The sequence below is a fragment of the Stenotrophomonas sp. STEN031 genome (assembly GCF_056759975.1).
This window is the reverse complement of sequence record NZ_JBRREA010000007.1, coordinates 38,164-59,802: the sequence shown is the minus strand read 5'-3', so window position 1 is coordinate 59,802 and position 21,639 is coordinate 38,164. Positions and strand designations below refer to the sequence as shown.

19 protein-coding genes are annotated in these 21,639 nt (G+C 64.7%); 3 read left to right on the top strand and 16 right to left on the bottom strand.

All coding sequences use genetic code 11. From position 1 onward, the window contains the following. Positions 1 to 59 precede the first annotated feature (59 nt). The 5 genes from ACVOLQ_RS04860 to ACVOLQ_RS04840 are packed head-to-tail and all read right to left on the bottom strand — an operon-like array spanning position 60 to position 7,243. A complete protein-coding gene (locus ACVOLQ_RS04860) occupies positions 60 to 995 on the bottom strand; it encodes a hypothetical protein (RefSeq protein ID WP_481527278.1) in 936 nt (311 codons plus the stop codon). Further along, entirely contained in the window at positions 992 to 3,352 is a 2,361-nt protein-coding gene (locus ACVOLQ_RS04855) for an LTA synthase family protein (protein WP_481527277.1), read from the bottom strand. The genes ACVOLQ_RS04860 and ACVOLQ_RS04855 overlap by 4 nt, the downstream gene beginning before the upstream one ends. A gap of 14 nt (positions 3,353 to 3,366) precedes the next feature. After that, positions 3,367 to 4,644: a YaiO family outer membrane beta-barrel protein gene (locus tag ACVOLQ_RS04850; RefSeq protein ID WP_481527276.1), complete on the bottom strand. Its 1,278-nt coding sequence runs from the start codon at positions 4,642 to 4,644 to the stop codon at positions 3,367 to 3,369. Positions 4,645 to 4,661: 17 nt separating this feature from the next. Next, positions 4,662 to 6,185: a glycosyltransferase family 2 protein gene (locus ACVOLQ_RS04845; protein ID WP_481527275.1), complete on the bottom strand. Its 1,524-nt coding sequence runs from the start codon at positions 6,183 to 6,185 to the stop codon at positions 4,662 to 4,664. Continuing rightward, on the bottom strand, positions 6,182 to 7,243 hold the full coding sequence (locus tag ACVOLQ_RS04840; protein ID WP_481527274.1) for a HEAT repeat domain-containing protein: 1,062 nt from the start codon (positions 7,241 to 7,243) through the stop codon (positions 6,182 to 6,184). Before ACVOLQ_RS04840 ends, ACVOLQ_RS04845 begins: the two co-directional genes overlap by 4 nt. 311 nt (positions 7,244 to 7,554) lie before the next feature. On the opposite strand from ACVOLQ_RS04840, the gene ACVOLQ_RS04835 reads away from it, so the two are divergent. Next, positions 7,555 to 8,079 carry a DUF2059 domain-containing protein gene (locus ACVOLQ_RS04835; protein WP_313494328.1) on the top strand — a complete coding sequence of 175 codons (525 nt, stop codon included), beginning with the start codon at positions 7,555 to 7,557 and terminating at the stop codon, positions 8,077 to 8,079. 310 nt (positions 8,080 to 8,389) lie between these two features. On the opposite strand, the gene ACVOLQ_RS04830 is transcribed toward ACVOLQ_RS04835, so the two are convergent. From ACVOLQ_RS04830 to ACVOLQ_RS04820, 3 genes are read right to left on the bottom strand one after another with little or no spacing between them, the layout of a single operon-like run. After that, entirely contained in the window at positions 8,390 to 9,133 is a 744-nt protein-coding gene (locus ACVOLQ_RS04830) for a pseudouridine synthase (protein ID WP_481527273.1), read from the bottom strand. Beyond that, positions 9,130 to 10,797, bottom strand: a complete 1,668-nt coding sequence (gene ubiB / locus ACVOLQ_RS04825; RefSeq protein WP_312916569.1) for a ubiquinone biosynthesis regulatory protein kinase UbiB — start codon at positions 10,795 to 10,797, stop codon at positions 9,130 to 9,132. The genes ACVOLQ_RS04830 and ubiB overlap by 4 nt, the downstream gene beginning before the upstream one ends. After that, positions 10,794 to 11,444: a ubiquinone biosynthesis accessory factor UbiJ gene (locus ACVOLQ_RS04820; RefSeq protein ID WP_481527272.1), complete on the bottom strand. Its 651-nt coding sequence runs from the start codon at positions 11,442 to 11,444 to the stop codon at positions 10,794 to 10,796. Before ACVOLQ_RS04820 ends, ubiB begins: the two co-directional genes overlap by 4 nt. Positions 11,445 to 11,753: 309 nt before the next feature. Between ACVOLQ_RS04820 and ddlA the strand changes: the two genes are divergently transcribed. Next, a complete protein-coding gene (gene ddlA, locus ACVOLQ_RS04815; RefSeq protein ID WP_481527271.1) occupies positions 11,754 to 12,857 on the top strand; it encodes a D-alanine--D-alanine ligase in 1,104 nt (367 codons plus the stop codon). Positions 12,858 to 12,932: 75 nt separating this feature from the next. Here ddlA and ACVOLQ_RS04810 read toward each other — a convergent pair whose 3' ends face one another. From ACVOLQ_RS04810 to oleC, 4 genes are all read right to left on the bottom strand, one after another. Next, positions 12,933 to 13,088 carry a DUF1328 domain-containing protein gene (locus ACVOLQ_RS04810; RefSeq protein ID WP_282269396.1) on the bottom strand — a complete coding sequence of 52 codons (156 nt, stop codon included), beginning with the start codon at positions 13,086 to 13,088 and terminating at the stop codon, positions 12,933 to 12,935. Between the two features lie 102 nt (positions 13,089 to 13,190). Beyond that, entirely contained in the window at positions 13,191 to 14,177 is a 987-nt protein-coding gene (gene oleD / locus ACVOLQ_RS04805; protein WP_313494333.1) for a 2-alkyl-3-oxoalkanoate reductase, read from the bottom strand. 259 nt (positions 14,178 to 14,436) lie between these two features. Further along, positions 14,437 to 14,823, bottom strand: coding sequence for an endonuclease domain-containing protein (locus ACVOLQ_RS04800; protein ID WP_313494335.1), 387 nt, complete (start codon positions 14,821 to 14,823; stop codon positions 14,437 to 14,439). A 242-nt stretch (positions 14,824 to 15,065) separates the two neighbouring features. Continuing rightward, positions 15,066 to 16,709 (bottom strand): olefin beta-lactone synthetase, encoded by a 1,644-nt coding sequence (gene oleC, locus ACVOLQ_RS04795; RefSeq protein WP_481527270.1) that lies wholly within the window; start codon positions 16,707 to 16,709, stop codon positions 15,066 to 15,068. 104 nt (positions 16,710 to 16,813) lie between these two features. Here oleC and ACVOLQ_RS04790 point away from each other — a divergent pair, with 104 nt between their 5' ends. Next, positions 16,814 to 17,245: a YkgJ family cysteine cluster protein gene (locus ACVOLQ_RS04790; RefSeq protein WP_313174059.1), complete on the top strand. Its 432-nt coding sequence runs from the start codon at positions 16,814 to 16,816 to the stop codon at positions 17,243 to 17,245. A 262-nt stretch (positions 17,246 to 17,507) separates the two neighbouring features. Here the strand turns inward: ACVOLQ_RS04790 and ACVOLQ_RS04785 are convergent, their stop codons facing one another. From ACVOLQ_RS04785 to ACVOLQ_RS04770, 4 genes are all read right to left on the bottom strand, one after another. Beyond that, a complete protein-coding gene (locus ACVOLQ_RS04785; protein ID WP_313174061.1) occupies positions 17,508 to 18,197 on the bottom strand; it encodes a phospholipase D-like domain-containing protein in 690 nt (229 codons plus the stop codon). Positions 18,198 to 18,752: 555 nt separating this feature from the next. Next, positions 18,753 to 19,646, bottom strand: a complete 894-nt coding sequence (locus tag ACVOLQ_RS04780) for an alpha/beta fold hydrolase (protein WP_481527269.1) — start codon at positions 19,644 to 19,646, stop codon at positions 18,753 to 18,755. Positions 19,647 to 19,881: 235 nt separating this feature from the next. Further along, positions 19,882 to 20,898, bottom strand: a complete 1,017-nt coding sequence (locus ACVOLQ_RS04775) for a 3-oxoacyl-ACP synthase III (protein ID WP_313174064.1) — start codon at positions 20,896 to 20,898, stop codon at positions 19,882 to 19,884. Between the two features lie 122 nt (positions 20,899 to 21,020). Then, entirely contained in the window at positions 21,021 to 21,338 is a 318-nt protein-coding gene (locus ACVOLQ_RS04770; RefSeq protein WP_313174066.1) for a DUF4156 domain-containing protein, read from the bottom strand. Between the last annotated feature and the right edge of the window lie 301 nt (positions 21,339 to 21,639).

Sequence of the window (21,639 nt, the reverse complement as noted above, 5' to 3'; positions counted from 1 at the left end):
TCCCCTTTGCTACGCAAAAGGGAGGGGGCGAAGCGTGCACAAAAAGGACCTCGCCCCCTTCACTCCCAGTAGCGCCCCGCCCAGCGCCGGTAGGCGCGGTAGTGATGAATCGCAAAACCATCAAACGACGGCTCGTTGCGCAGCGCACGCTCCACCTTGCGCACTTCCTGCTCGAACACCTTCGGGCCTTCTTCGTCGAAGGTCACCTTGTTGATGTCGTTCGGTGAAACCTCCAATCCAATCACCACCTTCTTGCCAACTTCATTGGCATAGGCGATCTCGCTGGCCGCATGCGACAGGATGCTGTCCCGGCCCTCGGCCTTGTCGCGGTAGTCCATCAAGGCCACGTAGTCGTAGATGTTGATGGTGTGCTCGCTGACCGGGCGATGACGGCCGTTCCAGTCCACCTCGATGCCGTCCAGCCAGAACGGAATCGCCGGGCCGACCGCCAAGGTCGCACCGCTCTCCTGCTTGATGCGCATCACCGCCGCGCTCATGTCCAGGAAACCAATCAGCAGGTCCGCGCGGGTGTCGTCCTCCCACTCGTCGAGGATATGCGGCTCGATGTCGAGGTTGGCGCCATCAAAGCGCGCAGCTTCCGGCACCGAGGCGTTGTAATCCACCACCCGGCGGAACATCGCCTCGGCCTCCTTGCGGTGCTCCGGCAACACGTACTTCTGCGTGCTCAGGTACCAGGAACCCAGCAAGGCATAGACCTTCATGTTCTTGCCGTGCAAACGCTCGATGAAGGCGCGGTACAGCTGCGGCTGCTCGACGATGAGGTTGCGGTCCTTGTAAGCATCGGCATACAGATACACGGTGTCGATGCGCTGCGACTTGAGATACGCCACCGCCTCATCGGCGACCGCCGGATCCTCGATCATCGCGTACGACTCGGCTTCCCAGGTCCATATCGCGCGGCTGGCCGCTGCCGCCTGCGCCATCGGCAATACACACAGCACGGCCAGCAGGCCCAGGCCAAACGCGCGGCTCATTGCGACTTCTCCGCGGCGGCGGCAACGTCCACCGGCAGGCGATAACGGCCCTGCCCGATCGCCTTGCCGCTGTCCGGGTCGGAAGGGAAGACGGATACATAACAGTGGCCACCGCAATCCTGCGGCAGGCGCAGCTGCAGCTGCACCTGTTGACTGCCACCGGGCGGCAGCTGCATGGCCTGCCCATACACTTCCTGCAGTTCGCGACCGTCTTCAGCGGACATCACCGCCAGTGGCACGAAGACCCGGCTGGGCTTGGGATCGCCGCTGCTGAACACCGCCGTCAGCCGCACCCCGTCGGCGGCCGCCGCAAGCTCGGCCGAGGCCAGCGACAAGCCGTGCGCCAGCGGTGCATCCGCCACCTCGGCTGCGGACGCCGGTGCGCTATACGCCACCAGCCTGGGTGTCGCGCCCTCCGGCGTCAGCGCGTTCTTCTGCATGAAGATCGCATTGGCCTGGGTATAGCGCTGCAGCCGTTGCAGGGCCCAGGCACGCACGCTGGCGTCGTCGGTTGCGGCCAGATGCATGCCGTCCTGCAACTCGTACAACTTGCCATCATGCAGCCACCAACGCCCGGCCAGGTACTCCGGCGCGCTGGTCTTGGTCTGCTTCAGCGGCAGCTGACGCGTGCTGCGGAAGCTCTCGGCCATGTCCAGGCCGGTGCCCAACCACGGTGTCTGCGCTGGCCGCTTCAAACCGTAGGTATTGGACAGCAAGGCCATCAACGACGGCGTCACGTCCAGCTGCGAGGACACCGCGCGGATGCGCCTGGACTGCTTGAGCAGCGGCGAGAAAATGATCAACGGCACATGGTAACGATCCACATGCTCGCCCATCGGGATCTCCGGCAGGCGGTGGTCGCCGGTGATGACGAAGATGGTGTTGGGATACCACGTGGCCTTTTCCACCGACGCGAAATAGCGGCGCAGCTGATCGTCGGTATACAGGATGGTGCTGTAGATATCGGTACTGGCCCGATAGCTGGCACGCTGCGCCTCGGGCACCTGCAGCTGCTGCAGGCGCTGCTCGAACTGCTTGCGGTACACGTCCTGATCGGGGAACTCGTAGCTGGTGTGCATCGAGATGGTCTGGATCGCGGTCAGGAACGGCGCCTGCACGCTGTCATTGTCGGCCAGTACCCGCGAGATCAGTTCCTTGTCCGGGTAACCCCAGGCACTGAACGGATTGCGCTGATAGCCCTCGCCGAAGTTGTTCATGTCGACCAGCGTCTGCACCTGCTGGCCCTGCATGTAGGCGCGCTCGTTGTCGAAGTTGGTGTCGGTGCCGTTGTAGAAGGCGGTGTTATAGCCCTGCTGGCGCAACACGCTGAACAGACCCGGATGCGCCGGCATGCGATCACCCAGACCGGTAAAACCCTCGTCGGCAAACGGTGCCGAGCCAATCAGGGTCGGCAGCACGCCGAAGGTACGGCCCTGGTTGGCGAGGAAGTTGTCGAAGTACAGGCTGCGCCCGGCCAGCTCATCCAGGAACGGCGTGAAACTGCCCAGCGATGCCTGCGGCCCCGAGAATGAGCGCCCCAGGCCCTCGACCACGATCAACACCACGTTCGGCGGACGGCCATCGCTGGTTGGCGAGAAGTTCGGGCCCAGGGCATCCGGGGTCTGCTCCGGGTGCAGGAACGGGTAGTTCGGATCCAGCGGGGCTTCATTGCTGGCAACGGCACTGGGCACCACCGCGACATCCGTTTCGCCTTTGAACCAGCGCCATACGTCACCACTGAACCAGGCGAATTTGTTGCAGGCCAGGTCGCGTGAGGCGACGTCCTTCAAGGCCTCCGTGCCACTGGGCAGTGGCAGGATCCAGGCAATACCCGCAGCCACCAGCAGCACCGTGCTGCCTACGGTCGAACCGCGCGCATCACGGCGCGCCAACCACAGCAGCCCCACCCACAGCACCAGCAACGGCAACGCCAGAGCCAGTACCCCGCGCAGCCCCAACGGCGCGCCATCGGCCAGAGTGGTACGGATCTCGGCGATGCTGTAGCCGAACAGGTCAGCGCCCAGCGGCACGTGCGCCACCTGGAAGTACTGGTCCAGCAGCACCTGTACCACGATGAACAGCGACCACAACACGCCCAGGGCGATCGTGCGCGGCAAGGCACGCTTGATCATCAACAAGGGCAATGACAACAGCATCAGCAGCGGCACCGTGCGCAACAGCATCAACAGCGCCTGGACCCCGGCAATGCCGGCAATTGTCCCGGTCTGCAAACCACCGCCGGCACCTGCAACACCGTTGCTGACCGCCATCGCGACCAGTACCAGCTGTGCCAGCAGCAACACCGGGAAAACCGAGGAAAAGCGCGCCCAGGCGCCGCCATCATGCGTGGATACCATCGTCGACTGCTCCGTTACCAACGCGTATAGATGGAGCCCGATACACGCTGCTCATCAAAGCCAGCGTCATCATCGGCGTAGCCGGCACCCAGCTTGAAGCCCCAGCGCGGGCTGACCTGGTGCCGCCAGGCGACGCCGATGGCGGCGTTGTTGTCACGCACGACGCTGCCAAAACGGTCCAGGTCGGTACTGCGGCCGCTGCTGACGCTGACTTCCAGATAGTCGTCGGCATCGCCCTTGTAGTAATTGCGCAGCAACACGCGGTGACTCCAGCTGCCCGAACCGACACCCGGCACGTGCTGCAGCTTGTAGCGGCCATACCAGTTGCCGACGTAGCGGCCGACACCGATGCCGTAGAACTCGGTGTTGTCGGAGAAGCGCAGGTGGTCGACGCTGGCCGACAGCTCCCAGCCACTGCCCACACCCTGGAACACTTCCACGCGCCAGGCCTGGCGGGGCAAGACGCCACTGGAGGGGCCGTGCTGGTAACGCAGGTTGGCGTAGGCACGCGACCACAGCGGCGCATAGCCATCCAGGGCCCACGCGGTGTCGGCGGTGTTGAAGTGATCGGCGCGCAGCAGTTCCAGACCCAACGAACCCCGCGGGAAATAGCGACGGATGGTCAGGTCATTGTCGTTCCAGCTTTGTCGGTCACCGCTGAAACGGGTGTGATCCCAGCCCAGGCTCGCGCCCCAGCGGTAGCCATTGCTGGCCACCACGTCGGGATTGGCCATGCGCGGCAACAGGCTGTCACGCAGTTGGGTGACCTCGGCCGGGTCTGCCCCCAGGCTGGCGGCGGCATCGAAGTCGGCACGCGCAGCGGCGGTCTGGCCCAGCGCGCGCAGTTCGCGGCCACGTGCGATGCGCGCCGCCGGATCCTGTGGCGCCAGCTCCACCCAGCGCGAGTAGGCATCGGCGGCCTGCTGTGGGCGGTCGCTCCAACGATACATATCGCCCAGCGCCGACCATGCGTCCGCATAGGTCGGGCTGTTCTGCACCACCTGTTGCAGGTCGGCCTCGGCGGCCGCGTACTGGCCATCCCAGGCATAGGTGCGGCCTCGCGCCAACAGCACGTCACCGTTGCCGGGGTGCTCGGCCAGCAGCGCGCTGTAGCGGGCGATGGTCGCGGCGCGGTTGTTTGCGTCGGACTGCGCGCGGATCTGCTGCAGCTGCAGGGTCAGGCTGTCGGGGGCCTCCTGGGCAAACGCCAGCAGCGGCGCAGCGGCCAGCGCCAGCAGCAGGCAGCGCGACAACGCATGCCGGGAGGCGCCAAGGGTAGTGGGCTGGGTCATGGAGCGGTTCCTGGAAATCATTGGTGGGTACTCGATTCACTGACCGCCGACGATGACGCTGCCATCGACACCGGCACTTCTTCCTTGTGGCTCTGCTGCCATGAGCCATCGCGACTGATGCGGCCCCAGCTATGCCGCTTGCGGCGGGTGAACATCCAGCGCAGGGTGGCGGAGAAACGCCAGATGGAATTGAGCTGGCGATAGCCGAAGTTCTCCAGGATCGCGACCACGAACAGGCGCAACTGCTGCGCTGGCCGCGAGTACAGACCGAAGGACAGCTCCTCCAGCAGCATCGCGTTGACCGACAACAGGATGCCCATGCCGACCGCGGCGGCGAGGAAGATCAGGAACACATCCAGTTGCACCAGCCCGCACAGCGCCAGCACGATCATCGAGACATAACCCACCACCTCGATGATCGGCCCGAGGAATTCGAAGAACAGCATGAACGGGAAGGCAACCCAGCCGGCGGCGCCGCTGCGGCGATTGCACAGCATGCCGATGTTGGTCCACAGGCTTTCGGCCAGACCGCGCTGCCAGCGCATGCGCTGGTTGCGCAGCGAGGCCAGGTCGGTGGGTGCCTCGGTCCAGCACACCGGGTCGGGCACGAACACGATGCGGTAGTCGCGCTGCTCCTCGCGCAGGTTGCGGTGCAGGCGGATAACCAGGTCCATGTCCTCGCCGACGGTGTCGGTGCGGTAACCGCCAATGGCGATCACCCGCTCCTTGTAGAACACGCCAAAGGCACCGGAGATGATCAGCAGCGCGTTCATCGGCGACCAGCCCATGCGCCCGAACAGGAAGGCACGCAGATACTCCACCAGCTGGAAGCTGGGCAGCCAGCTGTTGGGCAGGCCGATCTTGTCAAGCATGCCGTCGCGCACGGTACAGCCGTTGAGCACACGCACCACGCCGCCGCTGGCGACCACGCGGCTGTCTTCTAGGAACGGCCGCACCACCCGTGACAGGCTCTCCGGCTGCAGGATGCTGTCGGCATCGACCACGCAGAACAACGGATAGCGCACGCAGTTGATGCCGGCGTTGATCGCATCGGCTTTGCCGCCATTATCCTTGTCGACCATGCGCACGCGCGGGCAGCGTGCCGAGGCATAGACGCCATGCACCGGCTCGGTCTGCAGGCGGGTACGGTAGGCCTCGGGCACCCGCACCAGGCCAAATGCCTCGATCAGCGCATCGCGCGTCCGGTCGCTGGAGCCGTCGTTGACGACCACGATCTCGAATGCCGGGTAGCTGGTCTTGAGCAGCGAGCGCACTGAGGAAACCACCGAGGTTTCCTCGTTGTACGCCGGCAGGATGATGCTGACCGGCGGCTGGTACTCGCGCAGGCCGGCCGGCAGGTAATTGGCGCGGTACTCGCGCATGTAGCGCACGATCTGGTAGGCCGAGATGTAATTGAGCAGCAGGTAGGCCAGGTTGATCGCGACGAAGTACGCCATGAAGAACCACTGCAGCGAGTCGGCGATACTCACCCAGGGAATCTGCTGCACGTAGCTCACCAGCATCTGCCAATAAGCGCTCATGTCGCACTCCTCATCGCGTTCTCGGACAGCACCTGTTCGATGATGTCGCGTCCGTAGCCATCGCTCTGCCGCGACTGCACTTCACGCAGGGCCTCGGCACCCATGCCCGGCAGGCCGAACAAGGCCTGCGCGGTGCGATAGCGCACCCACCAGACGCTGTCTGACAGCAATGCTTCCAGCCGTCCGGCATCGCCCAGCTCGCCGATGCGGCCCAAGGCCGCTGCCGCGTGCATGCGCACGTGCCAACGTGACGCCGTGAGGAACCCAATCACCCGCTCGCGATCCTGGCGATCGTTGATCAACTGCAGGCATACCGAAATGATGTGGTCATCGACGTGCCCTTCCAGCAACTGCCGCACCACCACCGCCGCACGCTGCGGATCAATGTCGGCAAGGAAGCGCACCAGCTTCACCGTCGAATCGGCATTTGCACGCAGCAGCGCGTTGCTGATCTCACGCGCAGCGCTGCCGTCATTGTTCTCGGCCAGGATCCGCGCCACGCTGCCCGGCACCCAGTCCTCGCGCTCGGTGATCATCGGCACGAAAGCGGACATGGCGCGCGGCGGATCCACCTGCGCCAATGCCCGCGCTGCGCATAGCGAGACGATCGGGCTGCGGTCGTTGAGGAACTTGGCCAGCAGGTCGTACAGATGCCGGTCGCGCAGGTGACCCAGCGCAATGATGGTCATGGCGCGGTCGTGGTAGCTACCGCGCAACATGCGTTGCGCCGCCTCTTCCAGGCCCACCCGGTGACCCAGCGAGGCCAGGCGCCGTACCGACGCCTCCGGCAGGCTCTCGCAGACGCTGTTCCAGGCTTCGAGGAAGCCAGTGACCTCGTCGCGTTGCAATCGATGTACCGGCACCGTTTCGCCGGCAAGCTCACGCTGCAGAACATCGTTCCAGTACAGCCGGGCCTGGGTATCGCGCTTTTCGCGGCGCTGCGCCCGGACCCGCAGGAACACAATGATCAACAGCAGTACCGTGGCCAACAGCAGGGTGAGAATCGCCACCCAACTGGCCACGACGATTACGGTCGGCCCCTCGAACAGACTGTCCATCGCATTTTCCTACTTGTTGCGGGTAGGTGGTTTGCGAGACCACTTACCCCCCCTGAGTACAACTCCTGGCCCCAAGCATAGACAGAAACGTGATCTACGTCTCTATTTTTCGCAATTTCAGTAGGTTTTCCGCAACGCAATTATGCTATTAGCAATACCATGAATGTAAATATTTCATTAAACGTAGGGATTTATTGCATCTGCACCTGTACCGGTTGTGCTGCCGTTCTGTGAAGGGGGCCGGGGAAACTGTCTTCGGCTGTGGCCTGCCCGCGGTTATGCTCGAAGCCTGCCCATCACAAGGACGATCCATGCAGCGCTGCCGCCCTACCCTTCGCACCCGTTGCGTCCCGTTGCTGGTCGCCGCCGGCCTGTTGCTGGCCAGCATCGCACCGGCCTGGGCCACGCCCGCCACCGACGCCGACGTCAATCGCCTGTTGGCGGCCTCGCGTGCGCAGAACATGCTCGACGCGATGCTGCCGCAGATGGAGGCGATGCAGGCACAGCAGTTCGCGCAGATCGCCGAGCAGCAAACACTCAGCGCAGAGCAGCGGGCATCGCTGCAGCGCATCCAGCAACGCACCTCGCAGACCTTGCGACAGGCCCTGGCCTGGTCGCAGATGCGGCCGATGTATGTGGACCTATACAAGCAGTCGTTCTCGAAGGAAGACGTCCTGGCGATGGCCGAGTTCTACGAGAGCCCAGCCGGCCAGAGCCTGCTCGACAAGACCCCGGCGCTGATGCAGAACCTGATGGTGGCCATCCAGCAGAAGATGACGCCGCTGATGGCGGACCTGCAGAAGGACCTTGAAAAGATCAACAGCGAAGTCAAATAAGCGCGCACCGTAGTGCCGAGCCATGCTCGGCAAGAGGCGTTACCGGCGCTGCCGCTCCGGCTTTTTTTGTGGGAGCGACGTAAGCCGCGAAGCTGGCGATGTTGGAATCGGCATTCCCGCAATCTGATGATTTGGGAGCTTCGCGGCTGACGCCGCTCCCACAATCCTGCGCGTGTTGATGGGCTTCTGGGCAAGCCCCTGCCGAGCATGGCTCGGCACTACGCCCCTCCCTTTGGCGAAGCCAAGGGGAGGGTTGGGGAGGGGTGCTCTTCGCGGGGAAAGCCCCTGCCGAGCATGGCTCGGCACTACCTCAATGCGGCAGCTTCCAGCCGAACAGGTCCAGCGCTTTCTGGAACTCGCGGTCCAGCGGGGCACGTACTTCAATGCGGCGGCCGTCCTGCGGATGCGGGAAGGCCAGGCGCTCGGCGTGCAGCAGCATGCGGTGTACGCCCTGCATGCGGAACGTGCGGTTGTGCCGGCCGTCGCCGTGGCTGGTGTCGCCGATCATGTGGTGGAACATGTGCTTCAGATGCCGGCGGATCTGCCGGAAACGCCCGGTCTGCGGCTGGCAGCGCAACAAGGCATAGCGCGAGGTCGGGAAGCCCGTCGATGGAATCGGCAACTCGCCTTCCAGCAATTTCTGGAAGTGGGTGATGGCCTGCTTCTTGATCGGCTTGCCGGGACCGCCGTCCAGGTCGTGATCGACAGTGAACGCATCCTCCGCCGGCCAGCCTCGGCACACCGCCAGGTAATCCTTCTCCACCTCGCCACCCATCAAGGTCTTACCCAAGGTGCTGGCGCTTTCGCGGTCGAAGGCCAGCAGCAGGCAGCCGCTGGTGGCACGGTCCAGGCGGTGGACGAGGAAGATCGGCTTGCCCAGCTGCTCGCGCAGACGGTCGGCGAGGAAGTCATCCTCGCCGCGCGCCAGCTTGCTGTCATGGACCATCAGCCCGGCCGGCTTGTTGACCACCGCCAACCACGGGTCTTCGTACAGCAGCGGCAGCGGTTCAAAGACAACCGGCGCTTCCACTGCTTCATCGACAACATCACTCATCGACGCAACCACGCTGACGCCACGGCAACCGCACCGACCACGCCGCTCACCCACGACCACACCGGGATGGACGCCAACTGCGGGCCGCCGGCATGCAGGCCATACAACAACGCCGATACCACCATCAGGCCGGCGCCAGCCACGGCGGTAACCACACGCCGTTGCATGCGCTGCAGCGTACCTTCCAGGTTGACGATGTCCTGCGAGCGCATCGCCAGCTCATGCTTGCCTTCTACCTGCTGGCGCAGCCAGCTGTGCAGCAGGGCCGGCATGTCCGGGGCCTGGGTCATGATTTCCGGCAGGCGCTTGCGCAGCTCCTTCAGCGCGCGGCGCGGGCTGTAGCGCTCGCGCAGGATGCGTTCCAGCACCGGCTTGGCCACTTCCCAGATATCCAGCTGCGGGTCGAGCTGGCGGCCAACGCCTTCGATGTTCAACAAGGTCTTCTGCAGCAGGATCAGCTGCGGCTGCAGGGTCAGCTGGTAGCGCTGGGCGGTGCGGAACAGCTTCATCAGCACTTCGGCCAGCGAAATCTGCGACAGCGGGCGGGTGAAGTACGGTTCGCACACCGCACGAACGGCCGCCTCCAGCTCGTCGATGCGCACGGTGTTCGGCATCCACTGCGCCTGCAGGTGCAGCTCGGCGATGCGGCGGTAGTCACGGTTGAAGATGGCCATGAAGTTTTCGGCCAGGTAGAACTGATCCTCTTCCGAGAGCTGGCCCATGATGCCGAAGTCCAGCGCGATGAAACGCGGGTTGTCGCGGCGTGCCGGATCGATGTCGACCCAGATGTTGCCGGCATGCGCATCGGCGTGGAAGAAGTTGTCGCGGAACACCTGCGTGTAGAACACGCGCACGCCCTTGGCGGCCAGCGCCTTGCGGTCGATGCCGGCCTTGTCCAGCGCGACGATGTCGTCGGAAGGAATGCCCCAGACCCGCTCCAGCGTCAGTGCGCGTTCGGCGGTGTGGCTCCAGATTACCTCCGGCACGTACAGGTCGTCCGAGTTTTCCCAGAAGCGGCGCAGCACGCTGGCGTTGGCGCCTTCGCGCTGCAGGTCCAACTCTGCCGCCAGGGTGGTTTCGATCTCGGCCACCACTTCGCGCGGACGGATCTTGTCGGCGCGCGGGTGGGTGCGCTCGACCAGCGCGGCCAGCGACTTGAGCAGGGCGATATCGCCGGCAATCTGCTTTTCGATATCCGGGCGCAACACCTTGACCACCACCTGGCGGCCACCGTCCAGCGTGGCAGCATGCACCTGCGCGATCGAGGCCGAGGCCAGCGGCGTGGTATCGAAGCTGGCAAAGGCCTCGGTGATTGGCAGGCCCAGCGCCTGCTCGACGATCTGCAGCGCGCGCTCGCCGTCGAACGGCTTGACCCGGTCCTGCAGCAGGGTCAATTCAACGGCCACATCCGGCGGCACCAGGTCGCGGCGGGTGGACAGGATCTGCCCGAACTTGACGAAGATCGGCCCCAGCTCCTGCAGCGCCAGGCGCAGGCGCGCACCGCGCGACTGCGAGGCGATATCGGCACTGGCGCGCGGCACGAAGGGCTTGGCCAGGCGCAACCAGCGCTCGACCGGGGTGCCATCGAGCAGGTCATCCAGGCGATAGCGCAGGATCACCCGGCCGATACGGCTGGCGCGGAACATGGCGCGGGTCGCCTTCATGCAGCACCTCCGGCGCGCTGACGCAGGCGCGCGATGCGCGCGGCCATGCGTTCGACGTCATCGCGGATCACGTCCACATCATCATGGAAGGCATCCAGCTCGGCACGGGCAACGACATCACGCGACTCCTCGGTAACGTATTCGGCGGCGGTCTCGGCCAGATCCTTGGCGCTGCGCCTGGCCTGCAGCAGGGCTGCACGCAGGGTCTGCGCGATCTGCACGCCGAGGATCTCGCCAAAGGCTTTGACAAAAGGCTGCTGCCAATCCGGATCAAAACGGGTGGCCAGCTGCTGCAGGCGGCGCGCCAGCTCGGCATCGCCGGAGACCTTGACCCGGCCGGCCGGCGCATTGTTGCCGCGGCGCGCGTTGGCGAGGAACAGCAGCTGCGCCAGCACCCCGCCCAGGGTGCTGCGCACGGCCAGGTCGGGCTCCAGCGAAGTATCGACCGGACCCACGGTCAGGCGTTCGCCGGCGACCCCGATCTGCATCGCCAGCGACGGCGATTCCAGGGTCAGGGCGATGCACTGGCCATCCAGCGAGGCCAGTGCGGTGCGGGTATCCGGGTCCAGCGCCAGCGCGCGGTTCAAGGCCACTTCCAGCGCACGGCCGGCCAGCGGCTTGATCATTTTGAAGGGGGATGCAGGCATGCCGGGCATTCTACCGGAGGGCCGGGATCGGGAGCCTGCCAGGCACGATGTTGCGAAGCCCCCACGACGTAGCCCCGGTAAGCCCAGCGCACCCGGGGCCGTTGGCGGACGCGTGGAAGGGCGGTGCGGGCTTGCTCCCGGGTGCGCTGCGCTTACCCGGGCTACGGGCTCTGATGCATCGTCCGCACAGGGTTTGTTCATGTCAGCCGCGCCGCGATAAACAAATCCCCAATCCCGCATCCCCAATCCCGGCGTTTGCGTTCATGCTATGCAGACACCACCAAACACAGCGGCAGGAGCACACAGGCAATGGGCAAGACCCGGGTTGGCATCATCTTCGGCGGTCGTTCGGCCGAGCACGAGGTCTCGCTGCAGTCGGCGAAGAACATCCTCGATGCGCTGGACAAGGAGCGGTTCGACGTCAGCCTGATCGGCGTGGACAAGCAGGGCCTGTGGCACCTGTGCGACACCGCCGGTTTCCTGCTCAACGCCGATGACCCCAAGCGCATCGCGCTGGATACCTCTGGGCCGATCCTGTCGGTGCTGCCGGGTGCCGAGCGCGGCCAGCTGCTGGCCGCCGATGGTCGCGAGGTACCGCAATTGGATGTGGTGTTCCCGATCGTGCACGGCACTCTGGGCGAAGACGGCACCCTGCAGGGTCTGCTGCGCACGCTCAACCTGCCGTTCGCCGGCCCCGGCGTGCTGGGCTCGGCGGCGGCGATGGACAAGGACATCGCCAAGCGCCTGCTGCGTGATGCCGGCCTGGCGGTGGCACCGTTTGCCTGCTTCAACCACGTCACCGCCGCAGCGGCCGATTACGACGCACTGGTCGCCCAGCTTGGCCTGCCCTTGTTCGTCAAGCCGGCCAACCAGGGCTCGTCGGTAGGCGTGAGCAAGGTGCGCAATGCTGACGAGTTCGCCACCGCGATGGCGCTGGCGCTGTCGTTCGACCACAAGGTGCTGGTCGAATCGGCCATCGTCGGCCGCGAGATCGAATGCGCCGTGCTGGGCAACAACCTGCCCGAAGCCAGCGTCTGCGGCGAAGTGGTGGTGCATGACGACTTCTACGCCTATGACACCAAGTACATCAGCGCCAGCGGCGCGGAGACGGTGATCCCGGCCGATATCGCCGCGGACGCGCAGCAGCGCATCCGCGAAATCGCCGTGCGCGCCTACCAGGCGCTGGACTGCATCGGCATGGCCCGCGTTGACGTGTTCCTCACCGAGGCCGGCGACGTCGTCATCAACGAACTGAACACCCTGCCCGGTTTCACCAAGATCAGCATGTATCCCAAGCTGTGGGGCGCCAGCGGGCTGGGCTATACCGCGCTGATCACGCGCCTGATCGAGCTGGCGCTGGAGCGTCACGCTGCAGACAAGGGTCTGCGCAGCTCGATCAGCACGTCGGCCTGATCGAAACCACTGAAACGACGCGGCCCGCACCCTCCAGGAGGATGCGGGCCGTTCTGTTTCTGGCGTCAGGAACGATCAGCCTTTCTTGCGGAACATCGACACCACCGCAAGGATCAGGAAGACGACGAACAGGATCCACGCGATATTGCTGGCCGCACCGGCAATGCCACTGAAGCCAAGCACGGCGGCAATGATGGCGATGACGAAGAAAACGACGGCGTAATGCAGCATGGGCTGGGTCCTCTGTTGGAATCAGGGCTCCATCCTCGGCAATCGCCGGTAGTGAGGCAGTGATGGGTACGTGAGCGCGAGATGACGATCACCCCCCTGCGTTCAGCGTGCCGCCGCCAACCGCCGCAGGCCTTCCTCGATGGAGACCCGCGGCACATAGCCGAAATCACGCCGTGCCGGCTCCATCGAGTACCAGTGCGGCGTGCACAGCTGCTCGGCGAGGAAGCGGGTCATTGGCGGTTCGCCGGACAGGCGCAGCAATGGCCACAGTTTTTCGCAGACCGAGCCGATCCGGTAGGCGGTCTTGAACGAGATCGACTTCTCCACGCCAGGCGCGCCCACCGCTGCAAGCAGGCGGTTGAGCAGTTCGCGCATCGGCAGCGGTTCGCCGTTGGAAATGAAGTAGGCCTTGCCCGCACAGGCCGCACCAACCACCAGATGATCGAAGGCATCGAAATGCGCCTGCGCGGCATTGTCGATGAAGGTGGTATCGACCTTGTTGTTGCCATCGCCGACAAAACGCAGGCGGCCGGCGCGGGCACGCTCGGCCAGGCGCGGCACCAACTGGTTGTCACCCGGGCCCCAGATCAGCCTCGGGCGCAGGGCGATGGTGGCCAGATCGGCACCATTGGCAGCCAGTACTTCCTGCTCGGCAATGGTCTTGGTGGCGGCGTACGGTGCCTGGAAGTCCTCACCATAGGGCACTTCGTCCGCCCCCAGACCTTCCACGGGATGGGTGGCACGATGGGTGACGCTGGGCGTGGAGGTGTAGACCAGGCGACCGATGCCATGCGCCTTGCAGGCGGCCAGCACGTTGCGGGTGCCGACCACATTGGCCTGGAAGTAACTGTTGTAGCTGCCCCAGGCGCCGGCCTTGGCGGCATTGTGGAAGATCGCATCAACACCTGCCGCGGCGTGATGCACGGCATTGGCGTCGGCCAGGTCGCCACGGATCTGGCCGACCCCGATTTCCTGCAATGCCGGGTAGTGCCCGCGATTGAAGCTCAGCACCTGATGACCGCGTTCGACCAGGCCACGGCACAAGGCCTGACCGAGAAAACCACCACCACCGGTAACCAGAATCTTCATTCGTTTGATCGCTCTGCTGCTGGGCTTCCGCGCCGACCTGCGGTGGCGGAAGCGATGAGATTTGTCCGTCAGTATCGCAGCAGTGGTGTTCGGGTGCTTTGCCGGGGATGTTGGCGGAGAGCGTCACCCCTCCCCAGCCCTCCCTCCGCCTTCGGCGCAAGGGAGGAAGCCAAAGCACCCCTCCCCAGCCCTCCCCTTGCCTGCGGCAAAGGGAGGGGGCAACAGCAGCAGCGCTGCGGGTGCGTCGAGCAGCCAGGCTTTAGCCCTCCCTTTCGCGCAGCGAAGGGGAGGGTTGGGAGGGGTGCTCTTCGCCGTACGCCAAGGCCCGCAGAATATCCTCCAACACAGCCGGCATCCGCTGCAGAACCTCGTCATTCCAGTAGCGCAGCACCCTGAAGCCCAATCCCTGCAGCACCTCGGTTCGCCGTTGGTCATAGGCAAGCTGCTCAAGATGCTGCCCGCCGTCCAGCTCGACGATCAGCCGTGCATCAAGGCAGACGAAGTCGGCGATGTACCCGGCCAAGGGCATCTGCCGACGGAAGCGGAAGCCAGCCAACTGCCGTCGGCGCAGTTGCTGCCATAGACGGTCTTCTGCATCGGTGGGTGTGTTGCGCAGGGCTCTTGCGCGCCTTCGCAGCTTGTCCATTGCAGCGCCCCGTTTTTATTACGGAAAGCCTGCGATTGCTGGCGATGGGAGCCTGTCAGGGAATCACTGGATTAAAGCTATCCCTCGACTCAAAGAGCACTGCGCTTTACCCCTCCCCAACCCTCCCCTTGCCTGCGGCAAAGGGAGGGGGCAAAGCCTTAGCCCTCCCTTGCGCCGAAGGCGGAGGGGAGGGTTGGGAGGGGTGCTTCTGCTTAAGGCCTTACGCCCCAAGCCCTTCGGCATCACCCCAACTGCGCCTGCGCCCACACCGCCAACTTCTCACGCCCGATCTTGGCGTTGTGGCGGATATCCACCGGGAAGCCCGGATGACGTAGGAAATGTTCGATACCTGCCAAACCTGGATGACGCAATGCCATGGCCCGCAACTGCGTTTCGATTTCAGCGAAGTGCTGATCCGGCAGCAGTTCGTAACACAGCACCGGCACCTGCTGGCCCAGCTCACCAACACCGACCAAAGCCGTGCGCCGCACACCAGCCACGGTGTTGAACACCGGCTCCACCTGCTCGGTATACAGCGCCCCCGCTGCAGTCTCGACGCGATGGGTCTTGCGCCCGCAGAACCACAGCCGCCCTTCGGCATCGAACCAGCCCACGTCGCCCATCCGGTGCACGATGCGCTCGGCGCCATCGGCGAGCACTTCACGGATCTTGGCCGCGGCCGTTGCCTGCGGTCGGTTGAAATAGCTGTCGGTCGTGGTCGGGCCAACCACGGTGATTTCACCCACCTCCCTGGCTGGCAGTTCACGCACGCCACTCCAGTCAGCGATGGGTTCGTCGGTGATGGCAATGATGCGCACGACATTCGGCGTGACCACGCGACCAACGCAGGTCCCCGCACCAGCCTCGGTGGCCTCACGCGTATCGACCAGTTCGCGACCTTCAATCACGGCAACCGGCAGGCATTCGGTGGCGCCGTATGGCGTCCAGAACTGGCCGTCCTCCGGCATCAGCGAACGGATCTTCGACACGATCTCCGGCGGCACCGGCGCACCCGCCGAGGTGGCGCGGGTCACCGTTGGCAGCGGTTGGCCGTGCTCGGCCAGCACCCGCATCAATGCCGGCGAACCGAACAGCTGGGTCACGCCAAAACGGGCAATGGCATCGTGCAGCTTGCGCGGATCGGCGCTGCCCGGCCGGGTCGGGTCCATGTCCGGAATCACCGAGGTCAGGCCAAGCGCCGGGTCGAACAGCGCGAACGGCGGGAAGGTCGGCAGGTCGATGCCACCGGGCTGCATGCCGAAGGCATTGCGCAGCAGTTCCACCTGGCCGACGAAATGGCGATGGCGATAGACCACGCCCTTGGGCACGCCGGTGGAGCCACTGGTGAACAGGATCGCGGCCACATCGTCCGGCGCGGTGGCAGCCAGCTGACTACCCGCACCGGCGCCGTCAGCCTCGATCTTTGCCAGGGTGATGCCCCCCCAGCCCCAGCGCCGGCCCACCGTGACCTTGACCCTGGCCGCCTTGGCCCAACCCAGCAGTACCCGCGCAAATTGCGCCAGCGGGATGCCGATGAAGGCCTGCGGCTGCGCTTCGTCCAGGCACTGCTTCAGCGCGCGCTTATCTATGCCCGGGTCGACCAGCACCGGCACCGCGCCGATCTTGAACAGGGCGAACATCAGCAGGAAGAACTCCGGCCCCGGCCGCACCATCACCACCGCGCGCACCCCGCGGCCGATGCCGTTGGCCGCCAACCCAGCGGCAATGGCGTCGCTGCGGGCATCCAGCGTGCGGTAGTCCAGGGTCACGTCGTAGGCGGCCATGCCGTTGGCGGCAGGCTTGCCGGGGCAACGGATGGCGATCTGGTCGGGCCGTTCACGCGCCAGCTCGGGCAGGCGCGCGGCGATATTGCAGGTTTCGTTCATCTTCCTATTGTCGCCAATGCAGAAAAATCTTGCGCGCAGGCCGTCACCGTGGAAAATTTCGCACCTTCCTTCTGTCCTGTTCCTGCCGCCAAGGCCGGTATCCCATGCCCCATCCCTGCCTGACCTGCGGTGCCTGCTGCACCCAATACCGCGTTGCCTTCCACTGGATGGAATCGGACGAAGTCACCGAAGGCGGCGTGCCCCATCAGCTGACCCAGCGCCTGGACCCGCACCGGCTGTGCATGCAGGGCACCTACTCGGACCCGATCCGCTGCGTGGCCCTGGATTCGGAGATTGGCGTGTACTCGCGTTGCACCATCCACCCGAACCGGCCCAGCGTTTGCCGCGAGGTGGACGCCTCCTGGGAATACGGCAAGGCCAGCTCGCAGTGCGACCGCGCCCGCGTCGCCCACGGCATGGAGCCACTGACCCTGGCCGATTGGCGCTGGCGCGATGATGCAGACAACGACGACAACCATCCCGACGACAACGGCAACAGCCCGTCGTCACCGCCGAATACGCCGATTGCGGCTTGAGGATGATGCGGTAGTTGTTGGCTTTGGGCTTTGGGCTTTGGGCTTTGGGCTTTGGGCTTTGGGCTTTGCCCTTACGCCGTCATTCCCGCGCAGGCGGGAATCGCTCTTGCTGTTGCTCTTCGCCCTTGCCCTGTCCAAAGCCAAGGCAGAAGCCGAAGCAAGAGCCAGAGCGATTCCCGCCTGCGCGGGAATGACGGCAAATAAATCAACGACATAAAAGCAAAAAGTCAGAAGCGAAAGGCGAGAAGCGAAAGCCCGCCCTTCAAAGCGCCTTGTAACGCCCCCAAAGCACCTCGAACTGCTGCGTGAAGCTGCGCACCAGGTTGCGGTCATTGCTGACCACCAGATTCTCATCGTTGTGCTCGGTCGCGGTGCGGGTCCAGTTGAAGCTGCCGTTGGCCAGTTGCTTGCCATCGAACAGCGCGAACTTGTGGTGCATGTGGTATTCGCTGTGGTCCACCCGTACCGGTATGCCGCTTTCATTCAAACGACGGATATCGTTGCCATCGTCGTAGACCTTGTCGTTGTCGCTGATGATGCGCACCGTCACGCCGCGTTTGTGTGCGTCCAGGATGACCCCGCTCAAGCGGTCATCGGAGATGGTGAACACGCAGATGTCCAGGGTCTGCTTCGCGCTGGCGCACAGCGCGCGCAGGCGTTGCATGCAGGCATCGCCCGGCGAGAAGTAGGTACTCGTCAGGGTTTCAATCGGGCCGGCGTTGACGTCCAGCGTGCGCACCACCTGTTCTACCCACTTCAGCATCGGCAGCGCTTCGGCAGGATCACTGGTTATCTGTTCGCGGGCGATATCGAAGGCACGATTGCGCAGGAAGCGCAGGCGGTCGGGCGGTAGTTCGACGCCCAGCTCGCGCAGTGCGGAGCGTTCCTCGTTGCTCAAGCTGAGGTCCTGCGCGCTGTCGCGCAGCTGACGGTCCAGGCTGTCGAAATCCATCCTTCACTCCCTGTGCAAAGAAGCACAGAGCTTCGCATACCCGCGCGCGCCCCTGTAGGAGCGGCGTAAGCCGCGAAGCTGGTGCAAAGAGAACGGCCGCAAAAGCTACCCCTCCCCAACCCTCCCCTCCGCCTGCGGCGCAAGGGAGGGTGCTGATGCTGGCATGGCGGGCGCTCAGCTGTTTGGTTGTAGCGTCGTAATCCGCGAAGCTGGTGCAAGGGGAAAGTCCACGAAAGCTTACCCCTCCCCAACCCTCCCCTCCGCCTTCGGCGCAAGGGAGGAGGCAGAAGCAGGCATCGCGCGCGCCAAGCTGTTTTGTAGGAGCCGCGTCTGCCGCGAAGCTGGGGCAAGGGGATAGGCCACTAAAGCTCACCCCTCCCCAACCCTCCCCTCCGCCTGCGGCGCAAGGGAGGGGGCAGAAGCAGGCATCGCGCGCGCTTTGCGCGAAACGCCAGGCAACAGCTTGCAGGATGCAGAGGTAGCCGTAGCGGATCTATCCCTTGCCTCGCGGCTGACGCCGCTCCTACAAGTGCCCTCGCTCCCACAAGCCCCGGCTCACCCCAGCGGGTTGCGCTCCAGGAAGGCGCGCACAGCCGGCACGATCACTTCGTGCTTGTCTTCCAGCACGTAGTGGTTGGCATCTTCAAACGTGGTCACTTCGGCCTGCGGCAGTGCCTTGCGGAAGCCGGTCAGGAAGTGATGGTCGAAGCAGATGTCACGCAGGCCCCAGGCGATGTAGACCGGGCGATCGGCGAACGACGGCAATGCCGCCGCTGCACGCTCCAGCAGCGACCAAGCCTTGTCGGCCGGCGACAGCGGGATGTCCTGCATGAAGCGGATCGTGGAAATGCGGTTGTCCCAGTTGTTGTACGGCGACACATAGGCGCGACGCACATCCGCCGGCATGCGCCGGCTCACGCCCAGCCAGGAGGCACCGGACGAGAACGCATTGAAGGTGCGGATGAACCACTCACCCAGCTTCCAGTGCCGGCCCATGGCGATCTGCCACGGCATCGGCTTCTCCGGCGGCAACGGGAACGAGGCGGTATTGGTGATCACCAGGCGCTTGACCTGGTCGTGGTGGGACAGCGCCCAACCGAAGCCGATCATGCCGCCCCAGTCGTGCACGGCCAGGGTCACCGGGCCGGTGATGCCCAGGTGTTTGAGCAGCGCATCCAGATCATCCACACGTGACTGCAAGGTGTATTCGTAGTGGCTGTCACCGGGCTTGTCGGACAGGCCCATGCCGATATGGTCGGGCACGATGCAGCGATATTTGTCGCTGAGGCCATTGACCAGGTGCCGCCACAGATAGCTCCACGACGGGTTGCCGTGCAGCATCACCACTACCTCGCCATCGCGCGGGCCTTCATCGATGTAGTTCATCGACACGCCGGGGCGCACTTCGAAGCGATGGGTCTTGCTGGGGTAACCGGGAAGTTTGTTCATCGGGCTGCACCTGCGGCTGCTAAGCCCCGCTCCCGTCGGGAGAGGGGTTGGGGAGAGGGTTGGTCGGAGCGGAGGAGCTTGAACAACTGCTCGAACTCCAGGCGCTTGCGTGCTGCGCACGCGTCCCCCTTCCGCCCTTCGGGCACCCCCGCCTTCGCGGGGGCAGGCCCTTTGTTTCTCCCGCAAGGGGAGAAGGAAAAACATGTGGTCCCGAGGTTCGCGACAGGGCCGGAACTTACCAGACCACCTCGGCCATCGTGCAGTTCAAGCCCGAGCCAATGCCCATCAGCGCGACGCGGTCGCCCTTCTTGAGCTTGCCCAGCTGGCGCAGCTTGCTCAGCACGATCGGTACCGAGGCCGGGCCGATGTTGCCGTGCTCGCCGAAGATGGTCATCACCTTCTTCGGGTCGATGCCGAAGGCCTTGATGAAGGCATTGGTATGCGGCTGGCTGACCTGGTGGATCACGAACTGGTCGATCTCCTCCACCGCCCAGCCCAGCGCTTCGCGCGTGGCTTCAAAGGTCTTGGTGGCCAGCTTGATGCCTTCGATCAGCAGCATGCGGGTGTCGGTGACCATGCGATCCAGGTTGCCCACGCACAGCTTGTTCCACTGGTTGGCCGCACGGGTCACGCCGCCCTTGTAGCGCGGGGCGTCCGGCACCAGCTCCGAGCGCGCCATTACCATTGCTGCCGCACCGGAACCGGTGGTCAGCGCGGCCACTTCGTCGCGCAGCTGCTGGGCGGTGATGTCCGGGGACATCATGCGCTCCAGGGTCTTTTCATAGACCAGGTTGGAGGTTTCACCGTCCACGATCAGCGCGTAGTCGATGTCACCGCGCTCCAGCATGCGCGCGGCCACGTCCATGCCGTTGATGAAGGCCAGGCAGGCGTTGGCGATGTCGAAGGTGACGCAGTCTTCGCCGATGCCCAGGTTGCCGGACACGATGGAAGCGGTGGACGGCTCCAGGTAATCACGGCTGACGGAAGTGTTGACCAGCAGGCCCACCTTGTCGGCGGTGATGCCGGCATCTTCCAGCGCCTTGCGGCCAGCCATGGTGGCGGCGTCCGAGGCCTGTGTACCCTGGTCCCAAAGGCGGCGCGCGTGGATGCCGGCGATATCGCCCAGCACGTCGGCACGGATGCCCAGGCGTTCCAGCGTGGGCTGGAGCCGCTCGTTGATTTCCTTTGAGGTCAGCGTATGCGGCGCATCAATATGCGCCAGTCCCGCGATCGAGACATTTTGAAAAGGCATCAGAAAGCGCCAAGACTCAGGCGAAGGGGTCGCTATTCTAGCGCCTGCGCCTTTTTACCGCATCTTTACAAATCGGCGGCCCGGCGTATGGAGCCGCCGGGGCCGTGAGAGGGCCTGGGACCTCAGCGCGGCGGGCACTGGAAGGCCGCAAAGCGCTGGCTGCCATCGGCCGGCTGGCCACTGGCCTGTACGGCATTGGCACCGGCACTGGGGGCCTCGTTGCGGGCCAGGGTTTCCAGTTCTTCCTGCACGCGCAAGGGGTTGCGGTTGTAGAAACCGACCTTGCTCTTCACCGACACCACGATCTCGCCCTTGTTCACGCAGCCCGGGGCCACCGGGCCGGCAGGCAATACCCGTACGGCCTTGCCGCCGGATTCAATCGGCACCCAGGTGCAGGCGGCGGTGCTGGCGATCAGGGCGGACAGAAGCAGGACGCGCATGGACTATTCCTTGTGAAGATCAACCCGGATTGTGCCGCGAATGGATGAACAGGTGGTGATCCCGGTGATTGGGCGCGCGGCAAAGACAAAACCTACCCCTCCCCGGCCGCCCCTTTGCTGCGAGAAAGGGAGGGGGCTGTAGTGCCGAGCCATGCTCGGCAGGGGCTTTACCTGCGAAAAGCTGCCCTCACCCCAACCCCTCTCCCGTGAACGGGAGAGGGGCTCAAAGCAAAAGCCCCCCTCCCTGGCCCTCCCCTTCGCTGCGCGAAAGGGAGGGGGCGGAAATGTAGTGCCGAGCCAT